Annotated in this window: 15 protein-coding genes; 9 read left to right on the top strand and 6 right to left on the bottom strand. The window is 67.5% G+C overall.

The window, feature by feature from the left end; genetic code table 11:
• Positions 1–30: 30 nt before the first annotated feature.
• Complete coding sequence (locus tag KW832_RS06325; RefSeq protein ID WP_370628672.1) at positions 31–633, bottom strand: DUF2242 domain-containing protein; 603 nt, start codon at positions 631–633, stop codon at positions 31–33.
• 396 nt (positions 634–1,029) lie between these two features.
• Between KW832_RS06325 and KW832_RS06320 the strand changes: the two genes are divergently transcribed.
• Positions 1,030–1,467, top strand: coding sequence for a thermonuclease family protein (locus tag KW832_RS06320; RefSeq protein WP_218299260.1), 438 nt, complete (start codon positions 1,030–1,032; stop codon positions 1,465–1,467).
• 21 nt (positions 1,468–1,488) lie between these two features.
• Here KW832_RS06320 and KW832_RS06315 read toward each other — a convergent pair whose 3' ends face one another.
• Positions 1,489–3,192: a flagellinolysin gene (locus tag KW832_RS06315; RefSeq protein WP_218299259.1), complete on the bottom strand. Its 1,704-nt coding sequence runs from the start codon at positions 3,190–3,192 to the stop codon at positions 1,489–1,491.
• A gap of 277 nt (positions 3,193–3,469) precedes the next feature.
• On the opposite strand from KW832_RS06315, the gene KW832_RS06310 reads away from it, so the two are divergent.
• The 3 genes from KW832_RS06310 to KW832_RS06300 all read left to right on the top strand — a co-directional run bounded on the left by KW832_RS06310 (position 3,470) and on the right by KW832_RS06300 (position 7,723).
• The gene (locus tag KW832_RS06310) at positions 3,470–4,741 is read left to right on the top strand and encodes an MFS transporter (RefSeq protein ID WP_218299258.1); all 1,272 of its coding nucleotides are present in this window, start codon (positions 3,470–3,472) and stop codon (positions 4,739–4,741) included.
• A gap of 140 nt (positions 4,742–4,881) precedes the next feature.
• On the top strand, positions 4,882–6,495 hold the full coding sequence (locus KW832_RS06305; RefSeq protein ID WP_218299257.1) for a DUF1800 domain-containing protein: 1,614 nt from the start codon (positions 4,882–4,884) through the stop codon (positions 6,493–6,495).
• A gap of 10 nt (positions 6,496–6,505) precedes the next feature.
• On the top strand, positions 6,506–7,723 hold the full coding sequence (locus KW832_RS06300; protein ID WP_218299256.1) for a DUF1501 domain-containing protein: 1,218 nt from the start codon (positions 6,506–6,508) through the stop codon (positions 7,721–7,723).
• Positions 7,724–7,810: 87 nt separating this feature from the next.
• Here the strand turns inward: KW832_RS06300 and KW832_RS06295 are convergent, their stop codons facing one another.
• Positions 7,811–8,728 carry a DHH family phosphoesterase gene (locus KW832_RS06295; RefSeq protein ID WP_218299255.1) on the bottom strand — a complete coding sequence of 306 codons (918 nt, stop codon included), beginning with the start codon at positions 8,726–8,728 and terminating at the stop codon, positions 7,811–7,813.
• Positions 8,729–8,857: 129 nt separating this feature from the next.
• On the opposite strand from KW832_RS06295, the gene KW832_RS06290 reads away from it, so the two are divergent.
• The gene (locus KW832_RS06290; protein WP_218299254.1) at positions 8,858–9,322 is read left to right on the top strand and encodes a TerB family tellurite resistance protein; all 465 of its coding nucleotides are present in this window, start codon (positions 8,858–8,860) and stop codon (positions 9,320–9,322) included.
• A gap of 101 nt (positions 9,323–9,423) precedes the next feature.
• Here KW832_RS06290 and KW832_RS06285 read toward each other — a convergent pair whose 3' ends face one another.
• Together KW832_RS06285 and KW832_RS06280 are read right to left on the bottom strand one after the other, a co-directional pair.
• On the bottom strand, positions 9,424–9,759 hold the full coding sequence (locus KW832_RS06285; RefSeq protein ID WP_121419498.1) for an ankyrin repeat domain-containing protein: 336 nt from the start codon (positions 9,757–9,759) through the stop codon (positions 9,424–9,426).
• Between the two features lie 156 nt (positions 9,760–9,915).
• The gene (locus tag KW832_RS06280; RefSeq protein WP_218299253.1) at positions 9,916–10,509 is read right to left on the bottom strand and encodes a DUF6151 family protein; all 594 of its coding nucleotides are present in this window, start codon (positions 10,507–10,509) and stop codon (positions 9,916–9,918) included.
• A 216-nt stretch (positions 10,510–10,725) separates the two neighbouring features.
• Here KW832_RS06280 and KW832_RS06275 point away from each other — a divergent pair, with 216 nt between their 5' ends.
• Positions 10,726–11,520, top strand: coding sequence for a pseudouridine synthase (locus KW832_RS06275; RefSeq protein WP_218299252.1), 795 nt, complete (start codon positions 10,726–10,728; stop codon positions 11,518–11,520).
• A 68-nt stretch (positions 11,521–11,588) separates the two neighbouring features.
• A complete protein-coding gene (locus KW832_RS06270; RefSeq protein ID WP_176885375.1) occupies positions 11,589–12,539 on the top strand; it encodes a nitronate monooxygenase family protein in 951 nt (316 codons plus the stop codon).
• A gap of 33 nt (positions 12,540–12,572) precedes the next feature.
• Here the strand turns inward: KW832_RS06270 and KW832_RS06265 are convergent, their stop codons facing one another.
• Positions 12,573–13,163: an NAD(P)H-dependent oxidoreductase gene (locus KW832_RS06265; RefSeq protein ID WP_121419494.1), complete on the bottom strand. Its 591-nt coding sequence runs from the start codon at positions 13,161–13,163 to the stop codon at positions 12,573–12,575.
• A gap of 472 nt (positions 13,164–13,635) precedes the next feature.
• Here KW832_RS06265 and KW832_RS06260 point away from each other — a divergent pair, with 472 nt between their 5' ends.
• Entirely contained in the window at positions 13,636–14,142 is a 507-nt protein-coding gene (locus KW832_RS06260; RefSeq protein WP_055398918.1) for an MgtC/SapB family protein, read from the top strand.
• Between the two features lie 217 nt (positions 14,143–14,359).
• Positions 14,360–15,322, top strand: coding sequence for a DMT family transporter (locus KW832_RS06255; RefSeq protein ID WP_218299251.1), 963 nt, complete (start codon positions 14,360–14,362; stop codon positions 15,320–15,322).
• Positions 15,323–15,353: the final 31 nt, after the last annotated feature.

The following is a 15,353-nucleotide window of genomic DNA, read 5'->3' as shown; positions in this document are numbered from 1 at the left end:
GCTCAGGCCACAGTGCCTGGAACCTCCGCGTCAGCCACCGATGGCTTGCGCCTGGTCCATCACGAGGTAGCGCTTGACCAGATCGAAGAAGCTCTCGTAGAAAGCGTCCTTCGAGATGGTCTCGCTGCCCACCTTGACCAGCGATTCGCTGCTGGCAGAAAACGGCAGCGACACGGACCCGATGGCGCCCACGCCCACGCTGGCCGAGTTGTTGGTCTTGCGCAGGGCATAAGTGTCCTGCAGCGCCGTCACAAAGCCCAGGCTCACCTTGCCGTCATTGGCCTCGGGCACACACACCACGCGCACCACCATCTGCAGGTGCGACTCGGCTTCGGGCTGGAAGCTCTTTTTGCCCTCCACCAGCTCCGGCTGGTGGGTGGAGATGATGTAGCCCTGGCTCAGCAGCGCGCGGCGCGATGCCTCGCAGGTCTGGGCGGGCGTGGCGTCAAACAGGCGCGAGTAGGTGGCCACCGAACCAAAACTCTCCTGCACCCCAAACGTCTTGGGCGTGGTGCCCACACAGCCTGCCAGCAATGCGGCCAGAGCCAAGCTACCTGCAGCGGCACCAGAACGAACAGTGAAACGGGTCGGGAAAAGGCACAAACGCAAGGGCGGGCACTCCTTCGGGGTCATCAACATCATCAAGAAAGTCGTCATTGCGGGGGGCATTTCCGGTTGCCATAGCGGCGAAGAACGGCTGCCATGGCGTTCTGACAGTCTGCACCACACCCGGTTCCCGTCGATTCTAGAAAGCCCTATGCCCAGCCTGGCACAACGCCCTTGCCCGTGGAGGGGCTGAAAGCGTGGTAACCACAGCCCAAAGCCCTGCACGCACGCCCTGCGCACCATTTCGGGCATTGCACGCGTCAAGGTATCAATTTGCAGCAGCCCGTAGAGACAACACGCCAGATGCTACACTATTGATAGCTGTTAGCGCTTATCCATAAAGCGCGAAGTGGCAATTTGGCACAACATTCTGTCACCTGCCTTCTTGCTCGCCTTCCACCATTTCTCTCTCCCTCTGCTGCCGTGCCCCTTGCCTCCCTGCTCTGCCTGGTCGTCGCCATCAGCGACGGCGACACCCTGACCGTGCGCTGCGGCGCGCCCGGCGCCTACCAGCAGGTGAAGGTGCGTATCGCCGCCATCGACGCGCCCGAGTCACGCCAGGCCTTTGGCCAGAAGTCACGGCAGCACCTGGCGCAGCTGTGCTTCAGGCAACGCGCCGCGCTGCAGCCGGTGGACGAAGACAACTACGGCCGCACGGTGGCCCATGTGCGCTGCGGCAGCGCAGACGTGGCTACGGCACAGGTGCGCGCCGGCCTGGCCTGGGTGTACACACCCTATGCCGAATCCCGCCCGCAGCTGGTGGCTCTGCAGCGCCAGGCGCGCAGCAGCGGCACAGGGTTGTGGTCACAGAAGCGGCCGCTGGCGCCGTGGGACTACCGGCACCGACGCAGCCAGCGCTGAGCTGGGCTGGAGAGGGATGCATCAGGTGCGCAGCAAAGCCAGCACGCCCTGGGGCATCTGGTTGGCCTGCACCACCATGGCGTTGCCCGCCTGCTGCAGGATCTGCTGGCGGGCCAGGCTGGCGGTCTCTACCGCGAAATCCGTGTCGACAATGCGGGAGCGGCTGGCCGACAGGTTTTCGCTGCCGATCTGCAGGTTGGCAATGGCCGACTCCAGCCGCGAGGACTGGGCGCCGATGACGGCGCGCTGGCTGTTCACATAGTCGAGCGCGCGGTCTACCGACACGATGGCCTGCGCGGCCGAGGTGGTCACATCCAGCGTGTTGCGCAGGCCCATGGCCCCCAGGCCAATCGCGCCCACTCGGGTTTCCAGCGTCTGGTTGGCATTGGCGCCCACCTGGAACACCTTGGTGCTGATGGCGCCGCTGGTCGAGGCGATGTTTTCGTAGGTCTCGGTGAAGCCCTGCAGCGCGTCCTTGCCCGAGCGGCTGCCCTGGTTGGGCAGCGCCGCCTTGGCGTCGCGCACCATGCCGCCGTCCACGTCGGCGCCGCCAATGGCGCCGGTGTCGGCATTGTTCAGGTCAAAGCTGCCGATGAAGGCCGCACCGTTGAGCCCGTACTGCGTGAGCACATCCCCCGCGTTGGTGAAGGCCCCGGCCGAGGCTGCGCCAATGGCCGCGTCCAGCGTGGAGCCGGGGTTGTTGCTCATGTAGGTGAGCACATCCTTGATGCCGGTGCCGCCCGCCGTCTTGATGCGCTCGTGCATGTAGCGCACGGCCGAGTAGCTGGACGAGTAGAACTCGCTGGTGTTGCTGGGCCCGCCAATGGCCGCCACCACGGCCGCCACGCCCAGGTTGGCCACGTCGGCGCGAACCCGTTCTTCGGCGCCGTGGATGAATTCGGCCGCGCCTTCGGCAAACCACAAGTGGCTGCCGGTGATGTTCTGCCAGTTGGTGGAGCGGGCCATCACCGCGTGCACCATTTCGTGGGCAATCACACGGTCGTTGTAGAACGGTGCGGAGCCCCCATTGGGCGGGTTGGGCGGCACGAAGTCGGCCATGTCCACCTGCAGCACCAGGTTGTTGCCCCGCCCCTGCCCGTCAAACCCGGTGACCTGCACATAGGCGGCCACACCGCCCGCGTTGTCGGTAAAGCCGGTGTAGCGGATGTCGATGGCCGCCCCATCGCCCTGCAGACCAAAGTAGTTGCGGATGAGGTTTTCGCTGCTCTCCAGCCAGCTGCCCGCGCTGGTCAGGCCGTCAAACACGGACAGCAGGTTCTCGTCGCCCACCACGCTGGCGTCGGAGCGATCGAACACGTCCATGCCATTGAACTGCGTGGTGCGCCCGGTGCGGTCGATCTCCTGCGCCAGCCGCGTCACCTCGGCCTGGATGGCCTGGCGGTCAGACGCACTGTTGGTGTCGTTGGCGGCCTGCACAGCCAGCTCGCGGATGCGCTGCAGGCTGGCCGTGACGCTCTGCAGCGCGCCCTCGGCCGTCTGCATGAGCGAAACGCCGTCGTTGGCATTACGCACCGCTTGGTTGAGCCCCCGGATCTGCGAAGTGAACCGCTCGGAGATCGCCAGGCCCGCCGCGTCGTCCTTGGCACTGTTGATGCGCAGGCCCGAGGACAGGCGCTGCACGGTCGTGGCCATATCGCTCTGCGCACCGCCAAGCCGGCGCTGCGCATTCAGCGACATCACGTTGGTGTTGATCGTCAACGCCATGGCACGCCCCGGGGACTCCTGGTCAAAGCAGATGAATAGACAAACGGTAAAAACCGGTCGAAGCGGCACGCCCAGCCCCACGCAGCAGCAGCGCCGAGGCCGCAAACCCGCTTCTTCTTCTCTGCCTTATCGGCGGGCCAGGGCAAAACCTGAAGACCCATTTCTGCGGGTCTTCCCCCAAGCCCCCAGCGTGCAGGCTGCACAGCCGCTAGCATCCTGGGGTCTTTCCCATCTGGCCCCCAGCGTGCGCTGCCCCGGCCGCCCCCGCTCCGTTTTCATGACAGTCCCCCATTCCCCCCCTGCAGCACCCGATGCGGAGACCTCCAGCGTCTACGGCCACTCCGGCTTCATTTCCTTTCTGATCGCCCGCGTGGTGGCCGTGGTCGCCACCCAGGTGCAGGCCGTGGTGGTGGCCTGGCAGGTGTATGACCTCACCCGCGAGCCGCTGGCACTGGCCTATGTGGGTCTGGCGCAGTTTCTGCCCATGCTGGCCCTGCTGCTGCCAGCAGGCGATTTGATCGACCGCTTTGACCGCAAGCGCATCCTGGCGCTGGCCTGGTCGGTGGGCGGCGTGTGCAGTGCCCTGCTGTGGTGGCTGGCGGGCCATGGGGCCAGCGGTGTGGCTGGCATTTATGCGGTGCTGGTGCTGTATGGCTGCGCACGCGCTTTTTCGGGGCCAGCCATGCAAAGCCTGCTGCCGCAGATCGTGCCGCGCGGGCAGCTCGCGCAGGCCATTGCCGCCAACAGCATGCTGATGCGCGTCGCCAGCATCGGAGGGCCGCTGCTGGGCGGGCTGCTGTATGCACTGGGCGGTGGCGAGCTGACCTATGCCGTGTGCTGCGCGTGTTTTGTGCTGGGCGTGGCGCTGCTGCTGCGTGTGGTGGTGGCCCATGCCACTGCGCCCCTCCCCGCGCAGGGAACGATGTTCGAGCGCTTTGGCGCAGGGATCACCTTCATCCGCACCCGGCCCATCATCCTGGGCACCATCTCGCTGGACCTGTTCGCCGTGCTGCTGGGCGGCGTGGTGGCCCTGCTGCCCATCTACGCGCAAGAGGTGCTGCATGTGGGCCCGGCGGGCCTGGGCGCGCTGCGCAGCGCCATGGCCGTGGGCGAGGTGGGTGCGGGGCTGTACCTGAGCATGCGGCCCTTCAACCGCCATGTGGGCCGCACCATGTTCATTGCGGTAGCGGTGTTTGGCGTGGCCAACCTGGTGTTTGCGCTCTCGCACTGGTTCTGGCTGTCGTTTGCGGCGCTGATGGTGGCTGGCGCGGCCGACATGGTGAGCGTGTACATCCGCGGCGCGCTGGTGCAGTTCTCCACCCCCGACACCATGCGCGGGCGGGTGAACGCGGTGAACATGCTGTTCATCGGCTCGTCCAACGAACTGGGCGAGTTCCGCGCGGGCACCAGCGCCGCCTGGCTGGGCGTTGTGCCCGCCGCCGTGGTGGGCGGGCTGTGCACGCTGGGCGTGGTGGGTGGCTGGATGCTGGCGTTCAAGACGCTGCGCACGGTGGACCGTTTAGAGGAAGCTGCGCAGGCCAGCAGCTGAGCGGTTCAGCGACGGCGCGACAGCCCGTGTAAACAAGCTCCGGGGCGTTTGTGTCGCGCAGGTAAAACCCGCGCGGCAGGCTTGCACGGCGCATTGAGGCGGAGCACCATGCGCTCCACTGCCTGCCCCCTGTGCGCCCCATGAACGCTCCTTCCGCCCCGCTCCCCGGCCCTCTTCCCCGCCGCACCGTGCTCGCTGGCCTGCTGGGCATGGCTGCCACCGCCCCGCTGGGCCTGGCCCGCGCCGCCACCCCGGCGGGCGCCGCTGCCTGGAACACCGCCGACGAGCCCACCCTGGCCCGCCTGCTGGACCGCGTAACCTGGGGCAACACCGCCCAGGGCCCACAGGCGCTGCCACCGCAAGGGGTTGCCGCCTACCTGGCCGCGCAGCTGCGCCCCACGCCCGCCACGCTGCCGCGCGCGGCCCAGGCGCAGATCGACGCCATGGCCATCACCCGCACGCCGCTGCCCGAGCTGGCCGCGCGCATGGAGGCCCAGCACCAGGCCGCCAAGGCCCAGCCCACCGAGGATGGCCGCAAGGCCGCGCTCAAGGCTTGGCAGCAGGACATGCGCGCGCTACAGCAGGAGGCGGCCGAGCGTTTTGTGCTGCGCGCGCTGTATTCGCCCACCCAGCTGCGCGAGAAGATGACTTGGTTCTGGATGAACCACTTCAGCGTGTTTGCGGGCAAAGGCAACCTGCGTGTGCTGGTGGGCGACTATGAGGAACGCGCCATCCGCCCCCATGCCCTGGGCCGCTTTCGCGACCTGCTGGGTGCCACGGTGCGCCACCCGGCCATGCTGCACTACCTGGACAACGCCCGCAACGCAGCGGGCCGCATCAACGAAAACTACGCGCGCGAGTTGATGGAGCTGCACACGCTGGGCGTGGACGGCGGCTACAGCCAGCAGGATGTGCAGGAGCTGGCACGCGTGCTGACCGGCGTGGGCATTGCACGCCAGCCAGACGGCGACGAGCCCCCGCGCATGAAGCCCGCGCTGCGCCGCCACTACGTGCGCGACGGCCTGTTCGAGTTCAACCCCCAGCGGCATGACTGGGAGCCCAAGACCCTGCTGGGCCAGCCCCTGCGCGCCGAAGGCCTGGGCGAGGTGGACGAGGCGTTGGATCGCCTGGCCCGCGCACCGGCCACCGCACGCTTCATCACGCGCAAGATCGCGCTTTTCCTGGTGGGCGACAAGCCACCGCCCGCGCTACTGCAGACGCTGGCCCGCACGTTCGAGCGCACCGATGGCGATATTGCCGCCGTGCTGGAGGCGCTGTTCAGCGCGCCGGAATTTCGTGCATCGCTGGGCCAGCGTTTTCGCGACCCTGTGCACTATGTGCTGGCCAGCCTGCGCCTGGCCCATGGCGACGCCGTGCTGCCCGGCGCCGAGCCCGCGCTGGGCTGGCTGCAGCGCCTGGCCGAGCCCCTGTACGGCCGCGCCACGCCCGACGGCTACCCGCTGGACGCGGCGGCATGGGCAGGTTCAGGGCAGATGTCCACGCGCTTCGAGATCGCCCGCGCCATCGGGGCCGGTGTGGCCACCGCCCCCATGCCCACCCCGCGCGAGAAGGAGATGAGGATGGCCGAACAGTCGGCATCGCAGCGCACGCCCCCACCGCTGGCACAGAGTGCCTATGTGCGCGCCCTGCAGCCCACCTGGTCGGCCGCCACGCGCAATGCGCTGGCGCAGGCAACATCACCGCGTGAGTGGAACCTGTTGTTCCTTGCATCACCGGAATTCATGCACGGCTGAGGAAATCACCATGCGACGCAGACACCTTCTTCAAGCTCTGGGCGCCAGCGCCCTCGGCGTGCGCAGCGCTAGCACGATGGCCGCCCCCGGCGCGCAGGACGTGCGTTTTCTGCTTGTGTTCTTGCGCGGTGGTTATGACTGCGCCAGCCTGCTGGTGCCCACGGCCAGCAGCTACTACTACGAGACACGGCCCAACATCGCCATTGCCCGTCCGGGGCAGGACGGTGGCGCGCTGCCGCTCACGCCCGACTGGGGCCTGCACCCCGCACTGGCCGAATCGATGCTGCCGCTGTACCAGCAGCGCCAGCTGGCCTTTGTGCCCTTTGCGGGCACCGACGACCTCTCGCGCAGCCACTTCGACACGCAAGACAGCATGGAGCTGGGCCAGCCCGTGGGCGGGCGGCGCGACTACCGCTCAGGTTTTTTGAACCGGCTGGTGGCCGAGCTGAACCCGCGCACCGGCAACACCCCGGCCACGGCCGCGCTGCAGCCCATGGCCTTCACCAGCACCCTGCCCCTGGTGCTGCGCGGCGCAGTGGATGTGCCCAACACGCTGCTGAGCGCGGCGGCCGGCCGCAGCGGCGTGGATGCGCGGCAGGCGCAGCTCATCGAATCCATGTACCGGGGCACGCCACTGGCCACACCCGTGGCCGAAGGTTTTGCCACGCGCGAAGAAGTCGCCCGCACCATGCAGGGCGAGATGGAAGCCGCCAGCCGCAATGCGCTGAGCACCAAGGGTTTTGAAGGCACGGCGCGGCGCATGGCAAAGCTGATGCAGACGCGCTACCAACTGGGCTTTGTGGACGTAGGCGGCTGGGACACCCATGTGGCACAGGGTGCGGCCACGGGCGCGCTGGCCAACCGGTTTGAAGAGCTGGGCCGGGGCCTGGCTGGCTTTGCCGACGAGATGGGCCCGGCGTGGAAATCCACCGTGGTCGTGGTGGTCAGCGAGTTTGGCCGCACCTTCCGCGAGAACGGCAACCGGGGCACCGACCACGGCCACGGCACCGTGTTCTGGGTGCTGGGCGGTGGTGTGGGCGGCGGGCGCATTGTGGGCGAGCAGCAGGCGCTGACGGCCACCACCTTGTTCCAGAACCGCGACTACCCCGTGCTCAACGACTACCGCGCCGTGCTGGGCGGGCTGTTTGCGCGCATGTACGGACTGAACGCAGCCGCCGTGGCGCGGGTGTTTCCAGGGACCAAGGGGGCGGACTTGCGGCTGGTGTAGCTTGCGCCGATTGCTATAAATTTAATAGCTATCAGCGCTTATCCATCGCGCGCAAAGGCCGATTTTTATTCAGAACCAGTCCCTGCTTCAGGCGTTGAAGGTGCCACTGAGCAGCTCGGGCAGGCGCTCCACCTTCATCTTGAAGCCGCAGGCCTGGGCATGCCCGCCGCCGCCCATGCTTTCGGCCAGCGCGATGCAGTCAAAGTTGCGCTGCGCACGCAGCCCCACCTTCACACCTTTTTCGCCAGCGCTCCACATCAGCGCAAAGGTGCCGGTCTTGGCCGAGAGGATGTCGCCCACCAGGCTGTGGAACATGCCGGGCGCATTCACCATCAGCCCGGTGATGCCGTTGAACACCAGCGGCTGCGCGCCTTCGGCAATGTCGGCGCAGAGCTTCTTGTACTTCTCGTCCATGGCCTCGCCGCGCACCATGAACTCCTTGAGCTGCTCGGGCGTGAAGGCCGCGATCTCGCGCCAGCGCGCAAAGCCCTGTTCTTCCATGTCGAGGGCCGACAAGAACGCGGCGCTCTCGGCAAACTCCCACTTCCAGATGTCGCGGTCTTCCACGTACTTGAGCAGCTCAGGGATGGGCTCGTGCGGGTGAAAGAACTCCCACGCCAGGCGCGCGCCCGACTTGCTCATGTCGAAGTGCACCACACCGCAGCGGCAGGCAAAGCCGGTGAGTTTTTCGGCGGCGCTCTTGTGGTGGTCCAGCATCACCAGCTTGGCGGCCCGCTCGTCGATGGCAGCCATCACCTCGGCGGCAAAAGAAAAGTCGAGGATGTAAACCGCACGGCCTTGCAGGGGCGGCAGGTCGTCCGCAGACTTGACATCGCCGTGGTCGAGCCCCACGTATTCAGCACTGTCGCCGTAGTACAACCATGCGGCCAGCGCCGCGCCAAAGCCGTCGGGGCAATTGCGCCCGTGGTACAGGATCAGCGGCTGGGGATCGTTCTTGTCGGGGGCAACCAGCAGTTGCAGGGGGAGTATGGTTTTCTTCGTCATGGCCCCCGATTGTCGCCGGGGCGGTGCACCACGCGAGCGCAAAGTGTGCTGCCCGCCCGCGCGCGCTGCGGGAACCAACCCATCCACCGCGCCTCCACCCCATTTGCCACGCACACCGAAAAGCACCCGATGTTCCGAACCCTCAAAGATCTGTTTGACAGCTTCACGCAGCCCTCCACCACCCAGTCACCCGCCGCGCGCGCCCATGCCGTGCAACTGGCAGCCGCCGTTCTGCTGGTGGAAGTGGTGCGGTTTGATGCCGCCATGGACGACGCCGAGCGCGCCACCATGGTGACCGCTCTGCGCAGCAAATTTGCGCTGAGCGATGATGAGCTGGAGCGCCTGCTGGAGCTGGCCGTAACCACGTCGAAGACCGCCTACGACTACCAGCGATTTACCAGCAGCCTCAACGATCACTTCACGCAGGACCAGAAGATCCAGCTCGTGGAGGCCATGTGGCAGGTGGCGTATGCCGACGCCCACATCGACGCCAACGAGAACCACACCATCAGCAAGGTGGCCGGCCTGCTGCATGTGACGCACGGCGAGTACATCGCGGCCAAGATGCGTGCAAAGGAAGGAAGCCCACTCTGAGTCGCCTTCGGCCCTTCCCTCCGAGTAGGACGCCGCCCGTGCGGCGAGGCGGCCGCTGGCCTGGACTGCGCGGGCTCTACGGATGCGCGTGTGCTTGGCGTCTACACCGGCAGCCAGCGCCACCAGAACGGTTTGCGCTCTTCCTTGGCGCCCTGTGCCTGCAGCAACGTGATGAACTCGGTGCGCCGGTAGCGGCGCGCGGCCTCCAGTGGGGTCATGTCGTCAAAGTCTGACCGCAGCCCGGGATCAGCACCGTGGGCCAGCAGGTAGTGCGCGATCTCGCTGTGGCCATGGATCAGGCTGGCCACCAGCGGTGTGCACAAAATTTCGGGGTGCTGGTAGTTGGGGTTGACGCCCGCGCTGATGTGGTGGCGCACCAGTGCCAGGTCGCCCGCCACTGCGGCGGCGTACATGTCTTTCCAGTCTCCAGCGGACATGGGGTCTCCTTGTATTGTTTTTCGGTTTTGCGAGGAGCGCAGCGCGGGCCGATGCACATGCCTCCAGACCAGGGGCTCCATGGCAAACCGTCGGCATTCTGGCACGCCCTGGCGCGTGGGTGGTAGCGCAAAGAACTACGGCACCCGGCCCAGCTGCTACACCGCTGCCACGGCCTTTTCGCGTTCGGCGGCGGACAGCACACGCACCGCCACCACAGGCGCGCCAGTGGCCGTGAAGAATGGTGTGCGGCGGTAGCTACCGGTGAATCGCGCCGCCGCAATGCGGGGCATGAAGCCCAGCAGCGCCTTCAGCTGGCTCCAGCGCATGCGGGGCGGCGTGCCCTTGGCGCTGGCGGTCTCCAGGTGCATCTGCACCGGCCCAAACGCGGGCGCAAGCGGCTCGCCGCCCGCGCGCAGGCACAGGTGGACCAGCCCCACATAGGGCATGCGCCAGTCGCGCCCCGTATTGGCCAAGGGGGTATTGCAGCAGCGCGCATACCAGCGCAGCAATCCCGCCTCGGACAGCGACAGGCAGGCCAGCTGTTCGGCGCCGCGGGTGAAAGACACGTTGCGGGCATGCGTGCCCACCACCTCGGTGCCGGCCAGAGGGTTCAGCACCGCGTCGGGCTGCCCCAGATGGTGGGCATAGGCCTGGCAGTCTCGGCAATAACAGACGGCGTGGATGGCGGAGCGCGTGTCGGCCACCTCGCCGACGACCTTGGCACACTGGCATTGAAAGCGGTGGTTCATGGAGCCCTCTCTCTGGTGGATGGAAAGCTTACCGCCCCAGCTGCCAGAATTTGTCAGCAGTGTGCAGGCCAGGCCACCCGGGCGCCCTACCCACCGCCGTATAGTAGAAACGATGCCACCGCATGAGCCCCTGCGCCAGCCCCGGCATCGGCCGTGCTGTCGTGCGGTTTGGCCCCTGTCCACGGCCTCCCGCCCCTTTTTTCTCTACCTTCTTCCATGCCCCCTCTGCACATCCTCTGGCGCGACGAGCACCTGGTGGCCGTCTACAAGCCTGCGGGCTGGCTGGTGCACCGCACGGGGCTGGACGCGGGCGAGACGCGGTTTGTGATGCAGACCCTGCGCGACCAGTTGGGCCAGCATGTGTACCCGGTGCACCGGCTCGACAAGGGCACCTGCGGCGTGCTGGTGATGGCGCTGCACAGCGATGCGGCGCGGGCACTGTCACAGGCCTTCGAGCACGGCGCCACGCACAAGCGCTACCTGGCCCTGGTGCGCGGCTGGGCGCCCGAGGCCATCGAGGTGGACCACGCCTTGAAGCCCGACGATGCCCCGGCCGATGCGGCCGTCCAGGACGCCCACACCCGCTTTCGGCGCCTGGCGCAGCTCACGCTCGACGAGGCCAGCGATGTGCGTTTTGCCACCACCCGCGCCTCGCTGGTCGAGGCGATCCCCACCACCGGGCGGCGCCACCAGATACGCCGCCACCTCAAACACCTGGCGCACCCCATCATCGGCGACGCGACACACGGCAAAGGTCCCCTCAACCGCTGGTGGGCCGAGCGGCTGGGGCAGCAAAGGCTGTGGCTGCATGCATGGCAGTTGACGGTGCCACACCCCGTGTCGGGCGCTGTGATGACGTTTGACAGCGGGCTGCCATGGCCGGGGCCTGCGGGCTGGGGCCCCGGGCACGACACGGCAGAGATTGCCAACGCCAGCCCCGTCTCCGATTGGCAGCGGCTGTTTGCACGCTTGCCGTGGGAAGAGACGCAAGGCACGCCCACTGCACCGTAACCCGGGCGACACGACGACAGCGCACCCGTCGAAATAATGGGCACTCCAAAAATCAGGAGACTCCGCCCATGACCGCACCCGCCACCAACCGCGTCCTCGCCCACACGGGCGCGCGCTACCCCATCATCCAGGCGCCCATGGGCTGGATCGCGCGCACGCAGCTGGCATCGGCAGTGTCCCGCGCGGGCGGGCTGGGCATCATCGAGACATCGTCGGGCGAGACGGCCAACTGCCAGGCTGAGATCACCAAGATGAGCGCACTGGGCCTGCCGTTTGGCGTGAATCTGCCCATCCGCTTTTTGAAGGACGACGCCATGCTGCGCTTTGTGTGCGCGTCGGGCGTGAAGTTTGTGACCACCTCGGCGGGCAGTCCGGCCAAGTTCATCGCGCCGCTCAAGGATGCGGGCATCACCGTGTACCACGCGGTGCCCACGGTGGACGCGGCGCTCAAATGCGTGGACGCTGGCATCGACGGCCTGGTGGTCGAAGGTGGTGAAGGCGGCGGTTTCAAGAACCCCGAAGAGGTCTCCACCCTGGTGCTGCTGCAGGCCATCCGCGCGCGGGTGGATGTGCCGCTGGTCGCGGCCGGGGGCATCTGCGACGGGCGCGGCATGGCGGCGGCTTTTGCGCTGGGGGCTGAGGCGGTACAGATGGGCACACGGTTTGTGAGCTGCGCCGAAAGCCCCGTGCACGCCAACTACAAGAACGCCATCGTCGATGCGGGCGTGACCGGCACCTGGATGCTCAACACCAAGGCCAGCCCCTGCATCCGCGCGCTCAAGTCGCAGCGCACCCAGGCCATCCATGAGGCAGGCCTGATGCCCGCAGACAGCTTTGCTGGCATCCAGCGCGTGTACTTTGACGGCGACATGGAGGCCGCACCGGCCCTCGCAGGCCAGACCGCCGGGCTCATCGATTCCGTCAAGACCGCGCAGCAGATCATTGACGACACAGTGCAGGAGTTCTTTGCGATCAGCCAACGCATGGGCGCCTTGGCCGCAGCGCGGTCATTTGGCTGATCGCCATCGCAGCGCAGAGGTAGGGCCAGGGCTCTACGCCGCCTTCGCGCCCAGCGCACGCATGCGCGCCTTCCACTTGGCAATCCCATCGTCGCCCAGTTGCTCCACGCTGCCCACCAGCGTCTCATGCACCGGCGCAATGCCCACAAAGCCCAGGATATTGCGCTCCAGCGACTTCACGCTGTGCGCGCGGAAGTACCAGCGGTAGACCAGCGCAGGCATGCCCATGGTGACTACCACCCGCGCACTGCGCCCTGTGAGCCCCTTGCGGCCAAAGGGGTTGCTGCCTTCGGTATTGAAGGCAAACCCGGGTCGCGCCACCTGCTCCAGAAAACCCTTGAGCAGGGCTGGCATGTCGCCCAGCCACAGCGGAAAGAACAGCACGATGTGCTGCGCCCAGCCGATGTCCGCCTGAGCAGGCTTGAGCGATGCGGGCAGCAGGCCCAGCTCCCACTCGTGCTGGCTGCGCAGCAGCGCAAAGTCGATGGCAGCCACCTCGATCTCGCGCACCTCGTGGCCCGCCGCGATGGCCCCTTGCGCATAGGCCTGCGCCAGCGCGTGGCACAGGTGGGGCGCACTCGCGTCCGGGTGGCCCTGTATCAGAAGAATGCGTTGGGGCGTCATGGCAAAAACTCCTCGCGGCGCCAGGCCCGCCAGTGATGGCGGCCGCTGCAGGCACCAAGGCAAATCGTGACACGCACAACCCCGGGGTGCAAGCGCCGAGCAGGTGGCGCCACCCGCAGGGACGGGCTGGGGAGGCGCGGGAGGAACGTGGCTATGGGTGGCAACCGCCAGATGCTTCACTTTTGATAGCTACCAGCGCTTTACCATCAAGCGCCAGGTGCCAATTTCTATCAAAACCTGGCGCCCACACCCCGCCAAGCGGTCGTTGGCGTGCGTCGGCAGTGTCCTACCCCCGCGCTCGCCCGCCACCGGTAGACGCTGCCGCGAAGGAACAGCACAGTCGCAGGGCAGCACTGTTGCTGCGCCCCCTCCTCCGCTGGACTCCCCGCCATGCCACCACACGCGCACCGCTCTCTGAGCACACCGTCCTCCCTCGCCACAACGCCGGTCACCGGGTGCAAGGACTATGGCCATGGCTGACCTCTGGCAGGAGATCGCCAGCACGGTGGCCTCGGAATTCTCGGACGTGCCCGATGCGGCACAGGCCACGCGCATCGTGGTGCGCCTGGCCATGGCAGCGCTGCTGGGCGGCCTGCTGGGTTGGGAACGCGAACACGCGGGCAAGGCCGCCGGCGTGCGCACGCACATGCTGGTGGCCATGGGCGCGGCCCTGTTCGTGCTGGTGGCGCAGCAGGCCGGCATTGAAGCGGCAGACAACAGCCGCGTGCTGCAGGGCATCATCGCGGGCGTGGGGTTTCTGGGCGCGGGCACCATCCTCAAGGGCGATGCCGAAAGCCAGGTCAAGGGCCTGACCACAGCCGCTGGCATATGGCTCACGGCCGCCATCGGCGTGGCCGCCGGGCTGGGCCGCGAAGCCACGGCGGTGCTGAGCACGGTGCTGGCGCTAGTGGTGCTGTGGGCCATTCCGATGCTGCACGACAAGGTGAGCCGCAACGCAGCCAACCACAAGGCGGACTGAGCCGAGCCGAGGCAGCGCGCTGGCGCGGGCTGCGCTACACTTTTTGGCCCACCGACCCCCTGACTGCGGCGCAGGCCCACGCGCCGCAGGCAGCCACATCTCGTTACCCCATGCACAGTCTTCCAGCGCAGCACCGCTGCCTTGGCGGCACAGCTCCTGCGCCGTTTGCCACCCTGCCACCCGCCACAGCCTGCAGCCTTCCTGCGGCGGTACAACCATGACGCGGACGAGCGACACCGAGGCTCAGCCCGCGGCATCTGCAGCCGCGACCACAACTGCGACTGCGACGGCCACCGCAGCGCAGGCGGCAGCCTCGGGCAACCTGCGCGGCATCGTCGCCATGGTCGCGGCGGTGGGGTGTTTTTCGCTGATGGACGCCCTGCTCAAGACCCTGTCGGCCAGCTACCCCGCCATGCAGGTGGCGGCGCTGCGCGGCTGGGCTGCGTTGCCGCTGGTGGCGCTGTATGTGCTGTGGCGCGGCGAGGTGCGGGGCCTGCTCAAGGTGCGCTGGCCGCTGCACCTGCTGCGTGGCGTGCTCAACGTGACCATGCTGGGCCTGTTCACCTACGCACTCAAGGAGCTGGGCCTGGCCGAGGCCTACACGCTGTTTTTCATCGCCCCGTTGCTGATCACGGCGCTGTCCACCGTGGTGCTGGGCGAGAAGGTGCGCGCCGCCCACTGGGTGGCGATCGTGCTGGGCATGGTGGGCGTGGTGGTGGCCCTGCGGCCCAGCCAGGACGCATTTTTCACGCTGGGCGCGCTGGCGGTGCTGGGCGCAGCGTGTGGATACGCCGTGTCGGCCATCACGGGGCGCGTGCTTAGTCGCACCGACTCCAGCGCCAGCCTGGTCTTCTGGACCACCGCCTTGCTGGCGCTGGGCGCGGGCACTCTGGCCTGGCCGGGCTGGGTGGGCGTGGACGCTGCGCACTGGCCGCTGGTGGCAGGCCTGGCGATCACGGGGTTTCTGGGGCAGCTGGCGATCACCGAGGCGTTCCGGCACGGGCAGGCGTCGGTGGTGGCGCCGTTTGAATACACGGCCCTGGCCTGGGGCATGGGGCTCGACTGGGTGCTGTGGCAGGCCGTGCCGGGGGTTTCCACATTGCTGGGCGGCGCGATCATCATCGGCAGCGGGTTGTATCTGGTGCGGCAGGAGCGGACGCAGGCGGTGGTGCCTCCTTGAGGTGAAGCTCCCCCTGAGTCGCCTTCGGCGC

The sequence above is a fragment of the Acidovorax sp. sif0632 genome (assembly GCF_019218805.1).
Classification (GTDB): domain Bacteria; phylum Pseudomonadota; class Gammaproteobacteria; order Burkholderiales; family Burkholderiaceae_C; genus Acidovorax; species Acidovorax facilis.
Note: the sequence above shows the minus strand (reverse complement) of the source record. Positions and strands in the feature narration are given on the sequence as shown.

Coding starts and splice junctions, on each gene's coding strand:
- KW832_RS06265 (WP_121419494.1), bottom strand. CDS start 13,163: ATGACGCCCCAACGCATTCTTCTGATACAGGGCCACCCGGACGCGAGT.
- KW832_RS06275 (WP_218299252.1), top strand. CDS start 10,726: ATGCCCCCTCTGCACATCCTCTGGCGCGACGAGCACCTGGTGGCCGTC.
- KW832_RS06270 (WP_176885375.1), top strand. CDS start 11,589: ATGACCGCACCCGCCACCAACCGCGTCCTCGCCCACACGGGCGCGCGC.
- KW832_RS06325 (WP_370628672.1), bottom strand. CDS start 633: ATGACCCCGAAGGAGTGCCCGCCCTTGCGTTTGTGCCTTTTCCCGACC.
- KW832_RS06295 (WP_218299255.1), bottom strand. CDS start 8,728: ATGACGAAGAAAACCATACTCCCCCTGCAACTGCTGGTTGCCCCCGAC.
- KW832_RS06285 (WP_121419498.1), bottom strand. CDS start 9,759: ATGTCCGCTGGAGACTGGAAAGACATGTACGCCGCCGCAGTGGCGGGC.
- KW832_RS06290 (WP_218299254.1), top strand. CDS start 8,858: ATGTTCCGAACCCTCAAAGATCTGTTTGACAGCTTCACGCAGCCCTCC.
- KW832_RS06300 (WP_218299256.1), top strand. CDS start 6,506: ATGCGACGCAGACACCTTCTTCAAGCTCTGGGCGCCAGCGCCCTCGGC.
- KW832_RS06260 (WP_055398918.1), top strand. CDS start 13,636: ATGGCTGACCTCTGGCAGGAGATCGCCAGCACGGTGGCCTCGGAATTC.
- KW832_RS06315 (WP_218299259.1), bottom strand. CDS start 3,192: ATGGCGTTGACGATCAACACCAACGTGATGTCGCTGAATGCGCAGCGC.
- KW832_RS06310 (WP_218299258.1), top strand. CDS start 3,470: ATGACAGTCCCCCATTCCCCCCCTGCAGCACCCGATGCGGAGACCTCC.
- KW832_RS06305 (WP_218299257.1), top strand. CDS start 4,882: ATGAACGCTCCTTCCGCCCCGCTCCCCGGCCCTCTTCCCCGCCGCACC.
- KW832_RS06255 (WP_218299251.1), top strand. CDS start 14,360: ATGACGCGGACGAGCGACACCGAGGCTCAGCCCGCGGCATCTGCAGCC.
- KW832_RS06280 (WP_218299253.1), bottom strand. CDS start 10,509: ATGAACCACCGCTTTCAATGCCAGTGTGCCAAGGTCGTCGGCGAGGTG.